General features: G+C 39.5%; 14 protein-coding genes. 5 read left to right on the forward strand and 9 right to left on the reverse strand.

Going from position 1 to position 16481, the window contains the following annotated elements; translation table 11 throughout:
- Positions 1-156: 156 nt before the first annotated feature.
- From D1Z92_RS04755 to D1Z92_RS04775, 5 genes are all read left to right on the forward strand, one after another.
- On the forward strand, positions 157-783 hold the full coding sequence (locus D1Z92_RS04755; protein ID WP_128894516.1) for a TetR/AcrR family transcriptional regulator: 627 nt from the start codon (positions 157-159) through the stop codon (positions 781-783).
- Positions 783-1493 (forward strand): MBL fold metallo-hydrolase, encoded by a 711-nt coding sequence (locus tag D1Z92_RS04760; protein ID WP_128894517.1) that lies wholly within the window; start codon positions 783-785, stop codon positions 1491-1493. The genes D1Z92_RS04755 and D1Z92_RS04760 overlap by 1 nt, the downstream gene beginning before the upstream one ends.
- A 213-nt stretch (positions 1494-1706) precedes the next feature.
- Complete coding sequence (locus D1Z92_RS17950) at positions 1707-3044, forward strand: NTTRR-F1 domain (protein WP_128894518.1); 1338 nt, start codon at positions 1707-1709, stop codon at positions 3042-3044.
- Positions 3045-3080: 36 nt separating this feature from the next.
- Positions 3081-4397: an NTTRR-F1 domain gene (locus D1Z92_RS04770; RefSeq protein ID WP_128894519.1), complete on the forward strand. Its 1317-nt coding sequence runs from the start codon at positions 3081-3083 to the stop codon at positions 4395-4397.
- 111 nt (positions 4398-4508) lie between these two features.
- Complete coding sequence (locus D1Z92_RS04775; protein ID WP_206099709.1) at positions 4509-5825, forward strand: NTTRR-F1 domain; 1317 nt, start codon at positions 4509-4511, stop codon at positions 5823-5825.
- Between the two features lie 38 nt (positions 5826-5863).
- Here the strand turns inward: D1Z92_RS04775 and D1Z92_RS04780 are convergent, their stop codons facing one another.
- The 9 genes from D1Z92_RS04780 to D1Z92_RS04820 form a co-directional block, all read right to left on the reverse strand.
- Entirely contained in the window at positions 5864-6490 is a 627-nt protein-coding gene (locus D1Z92_RS04780) for a GDSL-type esterase/lipase family protein (RefSeq protein ID WP_128894520.1), read from the reverse strand.
- A 127-nt stretch (positions 6491-6617) separates the two neighbouring features.
- Positions 6618-7787: a formate-dependent phosphoribosylglycinamide formyltransferase gene (gene purT, locus D1Z92_RS04785; protein WP_128894521.1), complete on the reverse strand. Its 1170-nt coding sequence runs from the start codon at positions 7785-7787 to the stop codon at positions 6618-6620.
- A 134-nt stretch (positions 7788-7921) separates the two neighbouring features.
- Positions 7922-8806 carry an ROK family protein gene (locus D1Z92_RS04790; protein ID WP_128894522.1) on the reverse strand — a complete coding sequence of 295 codons (885 nt, stop codon included), beginning with the start codon at positions 8804-8806 and terminating at the stop codon, positions 7922-7924.
- A gap of 27 nt (positions 8807-8833) precedes the next feature.
- Positions 8834-9781 carry an ROK family protein gene (locus D1Z92_RS04795; protein WP_128894523.1) on the reverse strand — a complete coding sequence of 316 codons (948 nt, stop codon included), beginning with the start codon at positions 9779-9781 and terminating at the stop codon, positions 8834-8836.
- Between the two features lie 16 nt (positions 9782-9797).
- The gene (gene gmuD / locus D1Z92_RS04800) at positions 9798-11222 is read right to left on the reverse strand and encodes a 6-phospho-beta-glucosidase GmuD (protein ID WP_128894574.1); all 1425 of its coding nucleotides are present in this window, start codon (positions 11220-11222) and stop codon (positions 9798-9800) included.
- Between the two features lie 142 nt (positions 11223-11364).
- A complete protein-coding gene (locus D1Z92_RS04805) occupies positions 11365-12831 on the reverse strand; it encodes an ABC transporter substrate-binding protein (protein ID WP_128894524.1) in 1467 nt (488 codons plus the stop codon).
- Positions 12832-12863: 32 nt separating this feature from the next.
- On the reverse strand, positions 12864-13739 hold the full coding sequence (locus D1Z92_RS04810; RefSeq protein WP_370741222.1) for a carbohydrate ABC transporter permease: 876 nt from the start codon (positions 13737-13739) through the stop codon (positions 12864-12866).
- A gap of 65 nt (positions 13740-13804) precedes the next feature.
- On the reverse strand, positions 13805-14743 hold the full coding sequence (locus tag D1Z92_RS04815) for an ABC transporter permease (protein ID WP_128894526.1): 939 nt from the start codon (positions 14741-14743) through the stop codon (positions 13805-13807).
- Positions 14744-14933: 190 nt separating this feature from the next.
- Entirely contained in the window at positions 14934-16478 is a 1545-nt protein-coding gene (locus D1Z92_RS04820; RefSeq protein WP_128894527.1) for a response regulator transcription factor, read from the reverse strand.
- Positions 16479-16481 lie beyond the last annotated feature (3 nt).

Below are 16481 nucleotides of genomic sequence, written 5' to 3' on the forward strand. Positions count from 1 at the left end.
GTACAACAGCCCAGCTGAAACACTTTATTTTATTGTTATTAACAATTACAGCGTTTTATATCATTGACAATAAAAATAACCAATGGTTATAATATAACCAACGGTTACTAACCATCGGTTATTTCTTTAATATGAAAAGAAAAGGAGAGCAACTTCATGCAGCAAAAACAACGGTCACAACAGACGAAACTAGCCATAGAAATTGCAGCAGCAAAACTATTTGCAGCTAAAGGCTTCAATCATGTGACCATTCGGGAAATCGCAAAAGAAGCGGAGTGCTCTCACACCACCATCTATTTGTACTACAAAGATAAAGAGCAATTATTGCTACACATCTCGAAACAGCCATTAAACAAGCTTAAAACAGATATGTTTCACATGCTGCATCATAAAACGATGCAACGTGATTCAATCATAGAGGATATAAGTTTATTGTTTATTACATTTTGCTTTACACATAAGGATGTATACACCATTTTTTTCACAGAAAACGCTGAACGAGTAGATGAACATAGTACTTCTGCCTTAACTTTATTGCGAAATAATATTTTTGATCAACTACAACAAGCACTTCAGCTATCTCTTTCACTACAACCTGATGATGCTCAGTTGCTCTCTTTTACTAGAATATACTTTTACATGTTGTGGGGGTTAATTACTACCTACCAACATAGCAAGGAAACTCCGCAACAATTATTAAGTAGACTTGAGGCAACATTTAAGGAATCTTTCCATCTGTTATTACTTGGTTTTAAACAAAAGTTAGAAACGAGGAACAAGTGATGAGAGTAAAAGTTAGCAAAATCTCGAAACATATATGGAGTTTAAAAAGTTGGATGCTCATTCCTATACACGTATGGCTTGTTCAAAGTAAAGAAGGCATGGTTTTAGTGGATGCAGGAATTAGTAATATGGCCAAAGGAATAGTAAAAGCAATAGAACAGCATCATCAAGGGGAACTGCAGGCTATTCTTCTAACACATGGTCACTCCGATCATGTGGGCGCCATTGATAAAATAAGGACAACATACCCTGTACCTGTTTATGCACATCATGATGAATTGACATACATGGAAGGAGAAAATCCTTATCCTAGAAGAAAAAAAGCCCAACAAACCGTACAAAAAGGTTTAACAACATCATTGCCCTCACATCAACATACTGGAGCGTTGATGTCCTTATTTGGACTGACTCCCTATCATACCCCTGGACATTCTCCAGGTCATGTCGTCTACTACCATCATGAAGATAATGTGCTGCTAGCTGGAGATTTATTTATTTCGAAGAAAAGGCAACTTCATCGCCCGATGCCTATGTTTACAGCAGATATGAAGCAGGCGGTCAAAAGCAGTACGATCATCGAACAGTTGCAACCGAAAAGATTAGAAATTTGTCACGGTGAGGCGATACACCATCCAGCAGAGCAATTGGACACGTATATACAGAACACGTGCAAAACATTTTCTATCCCTGTGGAGACTATTTACAGTTAGGATTGTGCACGATGAATAAACGAATGAGATGCTAGGTATTTACATCTTAATATATTTGCCACTACTATCTGTCCATTTATTATAAATGGGCTTATTTCTGTTGTATCTTCCCCCACTCCATTTGCATCAATTTCTGCTTCAAACCATAGGTACCCAAGCAAAATTCATTTCCATACATACACTGTACTAGCTTAATAAAAAGGAGGTAATATATTGGCTTCAATCACGAACTTGATTACAAATGGAGGCTTTGAAACAGGCAGTCTTGCTCCATGGACAACAGGAGCACCACCTGCTGTGGTGGAACTGTTTTTCAACCCTGCAACTGCTGTAAACTCTCCTAACCTATATGGATCATATGCAGCAGTATTACCAGGTGGATTGGATACTATTTTTTTACAACAATCGTCCATCCCCGTTGTGGAAGGCGAACAATACGAGCTTATTTTATCTGTCGGTAACAAATGGGGAGGGGCACTGTCTTCTGCTTCATTAACTGTCATTATCGAGTACTTTTCCAATGGGATGAGTATTGGATCAGAGAGTTTCGTCATACTAGAGAAAAATTTACCTAACGCAGAAGAAGGTTGTTTCAAAACAATTTATCGTAATTTGCAACCTGTTCCAGGTGGTTGTGTTACTGCAACATTAACATTAGTCAAAACCGCAACGTTTGATGCTGCGGATATGGTCATAGATGCGGTTGAATTGCTGGCTGTTCCTGGCGGATTAACAGGAGTAACCGGACCGACGGGACCTACAGGACCAACAGGAGCCACTGGACCTACTGGGCCGACGGGAGTTACAGGGCCGACGGGACCTACCGGAGCGACTGGACCTACTGGGCCGACGGGACCGACGGGGGCTACTGGACCTACAGGACCAACAGGAGCCACTGGACCGACGGGACCGACGGGGGCTACTGGGCCGACTGGGCCGACCGGATCTACGGGGCAGACGGGACCTACCGGAGCGACCGGACCGACGGGGGCTACAGGACCTACGGGACCAACAGGGGCAACTGGATCGACCGGACCGACGGGGCCGACGGGACCGACGGGGGCAACTGGACCGACGGGACCAACAGGGCCGACGGGACCGACGGGACCGCAAGTGTTTAAGGAAGGAATACAACAAGCACTCCCTCTTGTAGGTTTAACATTTAATGAAGGGATTACGATTTTAGGTTTAACACTAGACGTTCAACCTAATCAGAAGGTATGTTTCCAAGCTTTAAGCGAATTGCAAATTATGTCATCTACTGGTGTTACGCAACCACAATATGCTGCAGGCGGTACATTATCTTTATTTGTTACTAATGCCACATCCACAGAGATTAAAACCTTTAAAGAGATACTTCAATTCAGTATTTTCCCACCAGGAGTTAACAACTGTTTTGAATTACAATTACTTCATTCCGCAGAACCTAATTCCCTTCCAATCGGAGAATTTCTTTATGAACTAGTGTTAACGCCTACTACAAGCATTCCAGCTGACAGTGGATTTATCATTGGGAACAGAATATTAAAAGCTTTAATTGTAGACTGTTAACAAAAAGTAAAAGAAAGAGAAAGGAGGAATGAAGATTTGGTAAGTATTAAAAACCTCATTGTCAACGGTGGTTTTGAAACCGGATTGCTTGCACCATGGACTACAGGAGTACCTGCTGCGAACGTACAATTATTTTTCAACCCACCCACTCCCGTAAACAGTCCTAATTTATATGGATCTTATGCTGTAGTGTTACCTGGTGGAGTAGACCCGGTGTTTTTACAGCAATCCTCTATTCCTGTTGTACCAGGAGAAAAATATGAATTATTATTTTCTGCTGCTAATAAAGGGGGAGGCGCATTATCTTCTGCTGCACTTTCAGTCACTATTGAATACTTCGACGATGGCATGATGCCGCTCTCCAGTGAATCATTTACTATTTTACAACGAAATTTACCGAATGCAGTGGTCGGGGATTTTAAAACCATCTACATTAATCTCGATACCGTTCCATTACTTGCAACCACAGCAGTATTAACATTTGTTAAGACGTCTACCTTTGATGCGGTAGACATGATTATCGATGCGGTCGAGTTACTGCGAGTGACAAATGGACCAACAGGCGCAACCGGGATGACAGGGACGACGGGTGTGACAGGGACGACGGGCACAACTGGTGCTACAGGGAGTGCTGGAGCGAGTGGAAGTAACGGAGAAATGGGCACGACAGGGAATACTGGAAACACGGGTGTAACAGGCATAGGAATGACCGGGATGTCAGGAAACCAAGGGGCAACGGGCATTACGGGAGCTACTGGCGCGACGGGTCTCACAGGGGTCACTGGAGGCACAGGTAATACTGGTGTAGCAGGGATGACGGGCGCGACGGGTAATACTGGGGAAACTGGAGCTACTGGAGCAACCGGTAATACTGGGGCTATTGGAGCTACTGGAGCAACGGGGGCAACAGGCGCGACTGGACCCATTCAAGCACTGAAGGAAGGGACACAACTCACGGGCACTGTCGGTTTAACACCAGGAGTAACCCAAGATATATTGTTATTAAACATTCCTGCATTCCCTGGCAAAGCCTGCTTTAAAGCCTTGTGTGAAGTTGTTTTTAGTTATATATTTCAGGATGAACAAGACACCAATGTAGAATTAAACGCTAGTCTAACTTTAAGTGACCCTACAGGAGCTGTCATTAAACAGTTTAAGCGTTCTTTAAATTTCGGTCAGTTAGCGGTAACACCGCAAATACAGAACTGCATGCTACTCAATCTTAAGCATACTACTATTGATCCACCACCTGGGATTTATACACTCAGTATCACTGCCGATACGGCAAATACGGGTACAACAACGATTCAAGTAGGAAATCGTGTGCTTAAATATTTCGTTGTTAACTGCTAAAGAAAACGATGACATCTTAATGTCATCGTTTTTTATTTCAAGGTGGGGTACCCAAGCAATTTTCATTGTTACACATACAATATACTAGCTTCATAAAAAGGAGGTAGTGTATTGACTTCAATCCATAATTTAGTTATGAATGGAGGTTTTGAAACTGGATTGCTTGCACCATGGACTACAGGAGTACCTGCTGCGAACGTACAATTATTTTTCAACCCACCCACTCCCGTAAACAGTCCTAATTTATATGGATCTTATGCTGTAGTGTTACCTGGTGGAGTAGACCCGGTGTTTTTACAGCAATCCTCTATTCCTGTTGTACCAGGAGAAAAATATGAATTATTATTTTCTGCTGCTAATAAAGGGGGAGGCGCATTATCTTCTGCTGCACTTTCAGTCACTATTGAATACTTCGACGATGGCATGATGCCGCTCTCCAGTGAATCATTTACTATTTTACAACGAAATTTACCGAATGCAGTGGTCGGGGATTTTAAAACCATCTACATTAATCTCGATACCGTTCCATTACTTGCAACCACAGCAGTATTAACATTTGTTAAGACGTCTACCTTTGATGCGGTAGACATGATTATCGATGCGGTCGAGTTACTGCGAGTGACAAATGGACCAACAGGCGCAACCGGGATGACAGGGACGACGGGTGTGACAGGGACGACGGGCACAACTGGTGCTACAGGGAGTGCTGGAGCGAGTGGAAGTAACGGAGAAATGGGCACGACAGGGAATACTGGAAACACGGGTGTAACAGGCATAGGAATGACCGGGATGTCAGGAAACCAAGGGGCAACGGGCATTACGGGAGCTACTGGCGCGACGGGTCTCACAGGGGTCACTGGAGGCACAGGTAATACTGGTGTAGCAGGGATGACGGGCGCGACGGGTAATACTGGGGAAACTGGAGCTACTGGAGCAACCGGTAATACTGGGGCTATTGGAGCTACTGGAGCAACGGGGGCAACAGGCGCGACTGGACCCATTCAAGCACTGAAGGAAGGGACACAACTCACGGGCACTGTCGGTTTAACACCAGGAGTAACCCAAGATATATTGTTATTAAACATTCCTGCATTCCCTGGCAAAGCCTGCTTTAAAGCCTTGTGTGAAGTTGTTTTTAGTTATATATTTCAGGATGAACAAGACACCAATGTAGAATTAAACGCTAGTCTAACTTTAAGTGACCCTACAGGAGCTGTCATTAAACAGTTTAAGCGTTCTTTAAATTTCGGTCAGTTAGCGGTAACACCGCAAATACAGAACTGCATGCTACTCAATCTTAAGCATACTACTATTGATCCACCACCTGGGATTTATACACTCAGTATCACTGCCGATACGGCAAATACGGGTACAACAACGATTCAAGTAGGAAATCGTGTGCTTAAATATTTCGTTGTTAACTGCTAAAGAAAACGATGACATCTTAATGTCATCGTTTCTCTACTTTAACTTAAAGGTTTATAACCAAGCTGATGAAGTTTATAGGCGATCAGCTCGTAACCAGGACCATTCGGATGAAAACGATCTGCGGAGAGCAATTGGCTCTCGTTTCCTTTAAAAGCAGTATACACATCTGCCATCTTACTGCATTTATTTTGAAATTTAGCAATGTAAAGATTAAATTGCTTCACCCAATGTTTTGCCATTTTAATTTGTGGAAATGGATTGTATAGATTCATCGTTCGAATTATATAAGGGACATTACTCTCACGCTTTAACTGATTAATGATGCCAATTAAATCACCAAAGTTCCCTTTGCAACTAGATAGAGAAGGGCGAAATGGATCTTTTTTCTCCTTCGATATATATAATTTTGCCGCATTAATCAGATCGTTACCACCCGCGCTTATCGTAATGATGTTTGCTGATCTTATTTCTTCTCGAGCTTGTTTATTTTTTTTTATAATAACAAGTAAATCTCCTGTTGTTGCACCAGATACAGCAATGTCATACAATAAAATATTTCTATTGAAATATTGCTGTGCCATCGATCTATAAATAGGGACAAAACCTCCCCCTAATATATCTCCCACACCAACGGTCAATGAGTCCCCTAAAGCTACATATTTCATATTTCACATCCTCCCGATGCTACTAAATTAATGAAAATATATGCGAGAGACTCTCGTTTATGCACCTGTATTTTAACGATGTAAACTGGTATGATGCAAGATCAACAATAAATGATGTCCACTGTCTCTAAACAGTATGAATTTGAATCCTATTTGCTGCTTGTTTCGCTCGATCCCTTGCTTGTTCTATCGTATTTCCTTTTGCAAGTGCAACGCCCATTCTTCTGCCTACTTTCGTTATTGGTTTACCAAATAATCTAAGTTGACTGCTTGGGACTTGTAATGCTTGTTCCATGCCGGTGAATCTGTACCCATCACTCACCTCTTTTGCTTTAATGACAGCACTAGCACTAGGTGTCTGGACTTCGATGTTTTCCACAGGGTAGCCTAATATGGCTCTCACATGCAGTGCAAATTCAGACTGATCCTGGCTTACCATCGTGACCATGCCCGTATCATGAGGACGAGGTGAGATTTCGCTAAATATTACTCCATCTTCAGTAAGAAAGAGTTCCACACCAAATAATCCGTATCCACCTAGTTCCTCTGTCATTTTACGTGCCATCTCTTGTGCTTGATCTAGTTGCGCTTTTGACATAGGGTGAGGTTGCCACGATTCAACATAGTCACCTTGTTGTTGGATATGACCGATAGGTGGGCAGAAGAATGTCCCGTTCACCGCCCTTACTGTCAGCAAGGTAATTTCCGATTCAAAATGTACGAATTGCTCTATAATGACACGCTCGCCTTTCCCACGCTTATCACTCTGTGCCAGTTGCCAGGCCTTTTCAATATCCCCTTCACTTTTAATGACACTTTGTCCTTTACCTGAAGAAGACATGATTGGTTTGACGACACATGGCATGCCCATCTCATTCACCGCTTGAATAAGTTGTTCTAACGTTTCTGCAAAACGGTAATTCGCTGTCGGCAAATCTAGTTTTTCGCTTGCTAGTCTTCTAATTCCTTCTCTATTCATCGTTAAATATGCGGCTTTCGCTGTAGGAATGACATGGTAATCTTCTTCCTCTAGTTTTAAACATTCCTCCGTTGCGATTGCTTCTATTTCAGGTACTATAAAATCTGGTTTTTCCTTTTCTATGACATGACGCAACTGTACTGCATCTAGCATATCAATCACATGAGAACGATGAGCGACGTGCATAGCAGGTGCATGATCATAAGCATCGACAGCAACAACTTCCACTCCAAGACGCTGTGCTTCTATTGCTACTTCTTTCCCTAATTCCCCTGACCCAAGCAACAATATTTTTTTAGTACGGTAATTACCGAACATTAGATCACCTCTTATCATATAATATTCGTGTTTTAATATTATCTTACTGCAATTTAGTGTGCCTTACAAGATATTTGCATAAAAAAACCTCCCTTAAATTGGAGGTCAGATAAGTATACTGCGTGATCATTTTTTTAAGATGTCTCGTCATAAGCTTGTTGTGCAATTGCCATTGCGCCTTTAATTCCTGCATTGTCTTCCAATTGTGGAGGTACAATGTAATCAGCAATTTTTTCAGAAGTTAACTGTGAAAAGAAAACGTAGTCGTTTAGTTTTTGCTGTACTTGGTGATGAATAAGTGGAAATAACTGTCGTTGTTTCATTACACCCCCGCCCATAATAATTTTTTTGGGAGCTAGCGTTAAGATGTAGTTCACAAGTGCTTCCGATAAATAAAACGCTTCTAATTCCCATACTTTATGATCTTCCTGTAATTCGACTCCTTTCTTGCCCCAACGAGCTTCAATGGCTGGCCCTGCTGCTAAGCCTTCTAAACAGTCTGTATGATATGGACATCCACCTTTATACGTATCGTCATGACGTCTGCGTACAAGTATATGTCCCATTTCTGGATGCGAAATACCTTTGAGCATCTGTCCATCCACCACTGCACCTGCTCCAATACCTGTTCCAACCGTAATATACAAACAGTTTTGTAATCCGGCAGCTGCACCCCATTTACTCTCTGCTAATGCGGCTGCATTCACATCTGTATCTAGTCCAATAGGTACGTTCCAGCGCAACTTTGCTGCACCAAAAAGGTCAAAATGCTTCCACGCTAACTTCGGTGTATTCATGATATGACCGTATGTTGCACTTGAAGGATCTAGATCCACTGGTCCAAATGAGCCAATGCCAATGGCAGAAACGTCCTTGCCTTCAAAAAAGTGTTCACACCCTGCTAATGTTTCCTCCGGTGTAGTCGTTGGTAGAGAGAGTCTCTCTAAAATGTCTCCTTTTTCATTTCCGATCCCACATACGAATTTTGTTCCTCCCGCTTCTATCGAACCAAATAGCATGTGTATACTCCTCCCTGTTGCGTTAGCTTATATTTGAAAGTCATTTATGGTTGGTAATTTCGCTTGCATCTTTAAAAAGTGATACAACGCCCCAACCAGTCCCGCTTGATTATAAAATCTACAATGTTCCAATTCCATCCACTCTAGTAATGTAGGAGCAATGTTGGTCACTCTATCTTTTATGGGATGTAGAAATGAAGGTTGCTGGCTAATCCCGCCACCAATGATGATTTTTTCTGGTGCAATACTATGCGCTATATTGCAAATGCCAACCGCCAAAGCATTATAGAGCGCATCCAACTCTTTACGTACATCTTTATGCTGGGCTTCATATAGCTTAAATACTTCCTGACCTGTGACATGTATATTTTTTTTGCGAAGACGATCTAGTAAATTCCATGTCGATCCCAATCTACTTAATGTCTCTGTATGGATCACGTTAGCAAGTTGCTCTGGTAAAGTGTAAGACGGATTATGCAGCATCATGAGACCAACTTCCCCTGCCATACCTCTTTTCCCACGATAAATATCACCGTTTAAAAAAAGTGCACCACCAATCCCTGTACCCACTGTAATGCAAATGAAGTTGTTCACATCTATAGCGTTTCCTTGCCATTTTTCAGCTAATGCAGCACAATGTGCATCATTCTCACATTCAATAGGCAAGCCAACGGATGCAAGTTTTTCTTTCATATTTTGTCCCATAAAATCCATGACTGATCCCGTATAATACACATGACCAGTATGAATGTCTACCGCGCCCGGTACACTTAAAGCGACTCCTTTTACTTTATAATTTATTTTATCTTGTTCTATTTGATCCGTAAGTATTTTATATATTTCATCATTACCTGGCTTAGGTGTTTGCATTTTATTCTCACTGTGAAAGTTGCCCTGCTCATCTATGACGGCATGTTTTACAGAAGTGCCACCAATATCAAATACAGCATAGTATGTCATGATGTCCTGTCGCATCCTCCTTCATCTTAACTTAATTAAAGCCATGATGACTAACTACGGATTTAAACCAATACCCACTTTTTTTAATCGTTCGTTCTCCATCTTTGTCTAAATTAACAGATACAAATCCATATCGGTTTTTATACGCATTTAACCAAGACCAGTTGTCCATAAAGGTCCAAAGGTGATATCCTTTTACATTTACGCCTTCCTCTATAGCACGATGAAGCCACTTTAAATGCTCTTTCATAAATTCAATGCGGTAATCATCATGAATAACCCCTTGTTCATCACGAAAACGTTCTTCATCCTCTACACCCATACCATTTTCTGCAATGAAGCATTCAATATTGTTGTAGTTTTCTTTAATATTAATAAGTAAATCATACATTCCTTTTTCATAAATTTCCCATCCACGGTAAGGGTTCATTTTCCGTCCTGGCATCTCATAGTGGTCAAATAAATGCTCTGGTAAAAACGGCGACCCCTCTTCAATAAGCTTTTCTTTCGCCTTTACTCTCCGTGGTTGATAATAATTAATGCCTAACAAATCAATCGTATTATTCTGAATCGTTTCTAGGTCACCTGGTTGTATTTCAGGCATATAATCCAATTTTTTCAACAAATCAATCAAATCCTGCGGGTATACTCCTTTTACAGAAGGATCCAAAAATGAACGATTAAATAATAAGTCAGCGATATGAGCGGCCTTAACATCTTCAGGATTATCACTTCTTGGGTACGAAGGCGTTAGATTAATAATAATGCCGATTTTGCCGGTCTTGTGCATTTTACGGTATGATTGTACGGCTTTTGCACTAGCAAGCATGGAATGAAACGCTACTTGTACTGCTTTTTGAAAATCCACAACAGCTGGATAATGAAATCCGTATAAATAACCACACTCTACAGGTACAATCGGTTCATTATGCGTAAACCATTTTTTCACTCGATCTCCGAACAATTCAAAACACGTATACGCATATAATTCGTATGCTTCGATAACGGATCGGTTTTCCCACCCACCAATCTTTTGCAATTCTAGCGGCATATCAAAATGATATAAATTAACGAAAGGCTCAATATCATTTTTAATCAATTCATTAATCACATTGTTATAAAAAACAACCGCATGGGAATTTACTTTTCCGAAACCGTTGGGAAATAATCGAGACCAAGAAATGGAAAAACGAAAACTATTATGACCAATATATTTCATGTTGGCAATATCTTCACGGTACCGTCGATAGAAATCTGACGTATGTTGAGGACCTACTTTGTTATGAAATAATTCAGGCTCTGTTTCATACCAATAATCCCATATATTCGGTCCTTTACCGTCTTTATTCGCTTCTCCTTCCATCTGCGTTGCAGAAGAAGCAGATCCCCACCAAAAATCAGTTGGAAATGTATATTTTACTTCATGGTCTGGCTTCGCTTTTACAATCTCATACATCTTATCTCGTAAAGCTGTATCTTTTTTTATACTATTATGCAACATGATATATTCCTTTCGCTTTGATTATAGCAGTGCGGATGATACATGGATCACCCGCACAACTATCATTGTTCTTATTTATAGAAGAAATGAAAATTACTTATTCTTGCTCTGCTAGCCATGCAGTATATTGTGCTTGCATCTCTTCCATGACTACATTCATACCAGCATCTTCAAATTTCTTTGTAGCCATTGGAATAAATTCTTCAGGATCTACTGCACCGTGTAAAATGATTTTTGCAAATTCTCCTCTAACATTTTCAATTGCTGCAATTTCATTTTTTACATTTTCTGCATCAAAGTAAAAACCAATTGTCGGTGCAGCAATAGAGTCGTCGTTAAACTCTTGGAACAATTCCCATTTGTTTTCCGGATCATTTTCATACAATGGAAGAATGAAATGGTTTCCTAAAGAATACGTCGGTACGCGATAGTTATCACGAGCTGGCATTATATCTTTAATTTTTCCACCTTCTAATTCTTCATAGTGAACCCCTTTAATACCTTTATCTACGGTTGCACGTACATATGGATCTGTATTCAATAAGTTCAAAAATTCCATCGCTTTTTGTGGATTTTCAGAAGTACTAGAGATTGCTTGCATCGACCCCATTAATGAACCGTTAAATGTAATAGGCTGATGCATCGGTTGCATGACAAGGTCATAGCCAGCACTACGTGCCCATTGAAGTTCTGCTGTAGGTTGGTACATCTCTTTTCTTACGAACCAGTTTTCTACTTCTAATGGCCATGGATCATCACTTGTTCCTGCATCCCCTACTAAATAACCTTTGTCATAGTAGTCATGCATTACTTTTAAGATTTCCATCGTTTCAGGCTCTTCATAGAAGTTGACAATTTTAGTTTGATCTCCATCTAAACGAATAGCAAATGGAAGTTCATCTCCTAAAATATAGTCAAATGGTAAGTAAGGTTTGAATGTTGCCATCGGTTGAAAATCCGGCTCATTCTGTTGAACTGCTGCTAAGTAAGGATCTAAGTCAGCAAGCGAGTTGATAGAAGCAATATCCATTTCATATTTTTCTACTAATGACTTGTTGAAAAGGTATACACTTTGTTGTCCAATTTCTTTGTTTGCTGGAAGTCCATACAATGTACCATTTACTAGAGGTCCTTCAAGAAAAGCAGGATCTAGAATCGCTTTTGTTTCTTGACCGTATTGATCTAGTAATTCTCCCATGTCAAGAAAAGCACCTTTACGTGCATTTAATAAATATTCTGATCCAGCAATGTATGCAATATCAAACTTCTCACCAGAGTTGATTTTGATTTGCATTTTTTTCATGTAGTCTCCCCAATCAATTTGGGTCATTTTCACTGTTGCATTAATTTTATCTACTAAATACTCATTCAAATGTTCGAATACTTTGTCCGTATCTTTTTGCGGTGTACCAATGGTATACCAAATGATTTCATACGGCTCATCGCCATCATTACCTGAATTGCCACTGTTACTACTGTCATCGTCGTTACCACCACAAGCAGCAAGAAAAACAGAAAAACTCATGATCAATGCAAGCATCATTACTAATGTCTTTTTCATCATTCATTACCCCTTTTATTTTATATATTTTTGCCCTACTCTTTCACACTACCAACAGTTAAACCTGCAACAAAATAACGTTGGAAGAATGGATAGGCTAGTGCAATCGGCAATGTAGATACTACGACAATCGCCATTTGTGCTGTATCTTTCGGTATACTGGCTGTCGATTGTACCTGGTTAGAAATCAATGGATTGTTACGTAAAAATTCTAAGTTATTCTCAATTTTCATTAAGAAATGCTGCAATGGTACTAGATTTGGATTTTCAATATACAATAAGGCATTAAACCAGTCATTCCAATAACCTAATGTACTGAATAATGCGATAGTTGCAATCGCTGGTAAAGATAACGGCAACACAATTTGAAAGAAAATTCTAAGTTCACTTGCGCCATCAATTCGTGCTGACTCCAACACACCTTCTGGAACCGATTGTTTGAAAAACGTTCGCATCATGATGATCCAAAAAGCGTTAATTGCCAGTGGTAAGATGAGTGCCCAAATCGTGTCTTGAAGTTTCAGCATTTGTGTGATAACAATGTATGTTGGAACTAGCCCTCCACTAAATAACATCGTAAAGAAAGCGATAAATGTAAACTGTTTTCGATATTGAAATTCTTTACGAGAAATCGCGTAAGCATAAAAAGATATTAACATCACACTAATGATCGTTCCTAGCACTGTTACTAATATCGTCACAGCATATGCATTAAATAAAGCGTCTTTGATAGACCATAAGTATCGATAAGCTTCCAAGCTCCAACTGCTTGGTATAAGTTGAAATCCTTCCGATGCAATACTGCTTTTGTCACTAAAAGAAATGATAATGACATAAATGAAAGGAAAAATACAAACAAAGGCAAGTATAGCCATCAGCACATTCAAAATAACATTGGAGGTTCTACTCATCTGATGGGGATTGTAAGCCTTCTTCTTTTGTTTTTTCTTTTCCTCCATAGTAAAAACCCCCTTTATTAGAATAGTGCTTGTTCTTCGTCAATTTTTCGCACAATGTAGTTTGTCAGCAACACTAAAATAAATCCAACTGTAGATTTGTACAACCCTACAGCCGTACTCATCCCAATATCACCATTATTTTGTAAAGCACGATATACATACGTATCGATGACATTTGTCGCTTCATACAATGCACCAGAGTCTCTTGGCAATTGATAGAATAGACCGAAATCTGAATTGAAAATACCACCTAATGCAAGAATCGTTAAAATAATCATAAGTGGCACGAGCATCGGTATCGTAATATGTTTCACTTGCTGCCATTTCGTTGCCCCATCGATCATTGCTGCTTCATAATAAGATCGATCGATACCAACGATAGCTGCTAAATAGAAAATTGTACTATACCCAACACTTTTCCAAAGTCCCATAAAGACGAGGATAAACGGCCAATATTCAGACTCATAATAAAAAGAAACCGCTTCCAATCCGAAAAAAGAAAAAATATTATTAAGCAAACCATTATCTTTGCTTAAAAATGCAAAGGCGAAATAACTAACAACAACCCAGGATAAAAAGTGTGGGAATAACATTCCTGTCTGATAAATCTTCGCTAACTTCTTGTTCGCTATTTCACTTAAAATAATGGCAAAGGTTACGGCGAAAACTAATCCAAGAAAAATACCAACTAAATTATATCCTAGTGTATTGCGCGTAATTTCCCAAGCATCGTTACTCGTAAATAAATACTCAAAGTTTTCAAATCCAACCCATTCGCTGTTTATAACATTGCTGATAAATCCACCATGGCCTTGTCTAAAATCTTTGAAAGCTAATATTTGTCCACCCATCGGTATATATGCAAATAAGATAAACCATATTAGTCCCGGTAATACCATTAGTAGCCATATTCTATTTTTATAAATATCGCGCAATGGCCTACTTAACCACTCCATAGTGCCCCCTCCCTTTCCTATTCTAGTATGTGTTCTCTCTACACTATTATTGTATAACCGTTTAGCATTCCTTGGTAGTTAACTAATATTAGTTTTCTTGGACTAATTTCATCTAGCAGTAATTTCTCCATATCAGATAGTGTAGAGAGACATCATTTCCTTGAGAAGGGAGGTAATAAACGGTTTTTACTTAAGCAAATTTAGCGGATCTCCACTCTTTTGGTGTGCATCCTATACTTTTTTTGAATTGTTTGTAGAAATAAGTGGGATCAGAGTAACCTACCATTTTACCTATTTCTCCTACTTTATATTGTGGTTGCAATAATAACGATTTAGCTTTTTCAATGCGCATATGATTGACATATTCTGAAAAAACACTCCCGACTTCGCGCTGAAATAATTGACCTAAATAGTTCGTATTGACGTGAAAACGTTGACTTAGCGTTTTCAGTGATAATTCTTCGTGCAAATTATTACTTATATAATGAATGACACTCTGTATGATAGGGCTCATTTTCCCTTCTTGCTCTTCCTGCTCTCTCATCATCTGCTGTACATATTGCAGTAATTGCTGTTTTAACTGTTCTTTCGTTTTTACCGTCATCAAATGGGATACCATAGTGGATAAACTCATGAAATGATGCTGTTTAGAACCTAACTCCGCATGCAATCTACTTAATATTTCAATCGTTAACCCTCTAACTATATTGCATGTATCCATCGATACATTTTCGTCGAATATTTGATCGTACATTTCATGTATACTTTGCTCTACAGCTTCATACTCGTAATGTAATGCATGACCGATTATGGGTTCAAGATTTACATTTAACCCCACACTTTGATCGGATGAAAGAAAGTAGTGTCCTGCAAATTTCTCTGTGATCACGTTGGTCTCCGCCGTTAAAGCGAATCTAGCTTTTCTTAGTTTTTGTATTTGTTCAAAACTATGAAATACTTGCTCTTCTTCCATCACCGTGTTGCCTAATGTAATAAAAAAATCATGTACTTCTTCCTTTGCTTTCATTTGCTCTTCCACATACATGACATCTTGCTTTACCTCTTCTCGATTATGTCCAAACCAGACAAATATGAAGTATTGGTGAGGAGCAATAATACATAAGCTATTCGTTTTAATTTCTAATGCATCGCGAAATTCAAATAAGGTATCTGAAGTTAAGGGGATGGTAAAATCAGCTTCCATAATTGCAACGGTCACTTGGGGTAAAGATTGTTGTATCCGATATAGAGATAGTCTTTCCTCTAATTGCTTTCGATCTACATCTTTATTTAGCCATCTCCATACGGTATTATCTCTCAGTACATTTCTGTCATCTTGACGTTGCACAGACTTTTTTAAATGTTGCGTCGTTTGTTGTAAGGTCGTGGCTAATTCTTCTTCATCGATAGGTTTTAATAAGTAATTTTCTACTCCTAAAGTAATCCCTTGTTTGACATAATCAAACTCTTGATAACCGGAGAGCAAAATAAATTTCATTTCTGGGTATAACTGCTTTATAGATTGTATTAATTGTAACCCGTTCATCTCCGGCATCATAATATCCGTAATAAGTATATGACACTCCTCGCCTTGTAACGATCGCAAAGCTTGTAATGCTTGTTTTCCATTATGAGCGAAACCTATTATATTTAACCCGTACTCCTCCCAATGAATGATAGATTTCATTCCTTCCACAATAATAGGCTCATCATCCACAATAAATACGTTATACACTTA

This window comes from Longirhabdus pacifica, assembly GCF_004115085.1.
Lineage (GTDB): Bacteria > Bacillota > Bacilli > Paenibacillales > DSM-105158 > Longirhabdus > Longirhabdus pacifica.

Excerpts from the sequence above, each read along its gene's own strand:
- D1Z92_RS04755 (WP_128894516.1), top strand. The coding sequence starts at position 157 with ATGCAGCAAAAACAACGGTCACAACAGACGAAACTAGCCATAGAAATT.
- D1Z92_RS04760 (WP_128894517.1), top strand. The coding sequence starts at position 783 with ATGAGAGTAAAAGTTAGCAAAATCTCGAAACATATATGGAGTTTAAAA.
- D1Z92_RS04780 (WP_128894520.1), bottom strand. The coding sequence starts at position 6,490 with ATGAAATATGTAGCTTTAGGGGACTCATTGACCGTTGGTGTGGGAGAT.
- purT (WP_128894521.1), bottom strand. The coding sequence starts at position 7,787 with ATGTTCGGTAATTACCGTACTAAAAAAATATTGTTGCTTGGGTCAGGG.
- D1Z92_RS04790 (WP_128894522.1), bottom strand. The coding sequence starts at position 8,806 with ATGCTATTTGGTTCGATAGAAGCGGGAGGAACAAAATTCGTATGTGGG.
- D1Z92_RS04795 (WP_128894523.1), bottom strand. The coding sequence starts at position 9,781 with ATGCGACAGGACATCATGACATACTATGCTGTATTTGATATTGGTGGC.
- gmuD (WP_128894574.1), bottom strand. The coding sequence starts at position 11,222 with ATGTATGAGATTGTAAAAGCGAAGCCAGACCATGAAGTAAAATATACA.
- D1Z92_RS04805 (WP_128894524.1), bottom strand. The coding sequence starts at position 12,831 with ATGATGAAAAAGACATTAGTAATGATGCTTGCATTGATCATGAGTTTT.
- D1Z92_RS04810 (WP_370741222.1), bottom strand. The coding sequence starts at position 13,739 with ATGAGTAGAACCTCCAATGTTATTTTGAATGTGCTGATGGCTATACTT.
- D1Z92_RS04815 (WP_128894526.1), bottom strand. The coding sequence starts at position 14,743 with ATGGAGTGGTTAAGTAGGCCATTGCGCGATATTTATAAAAATAGAATA.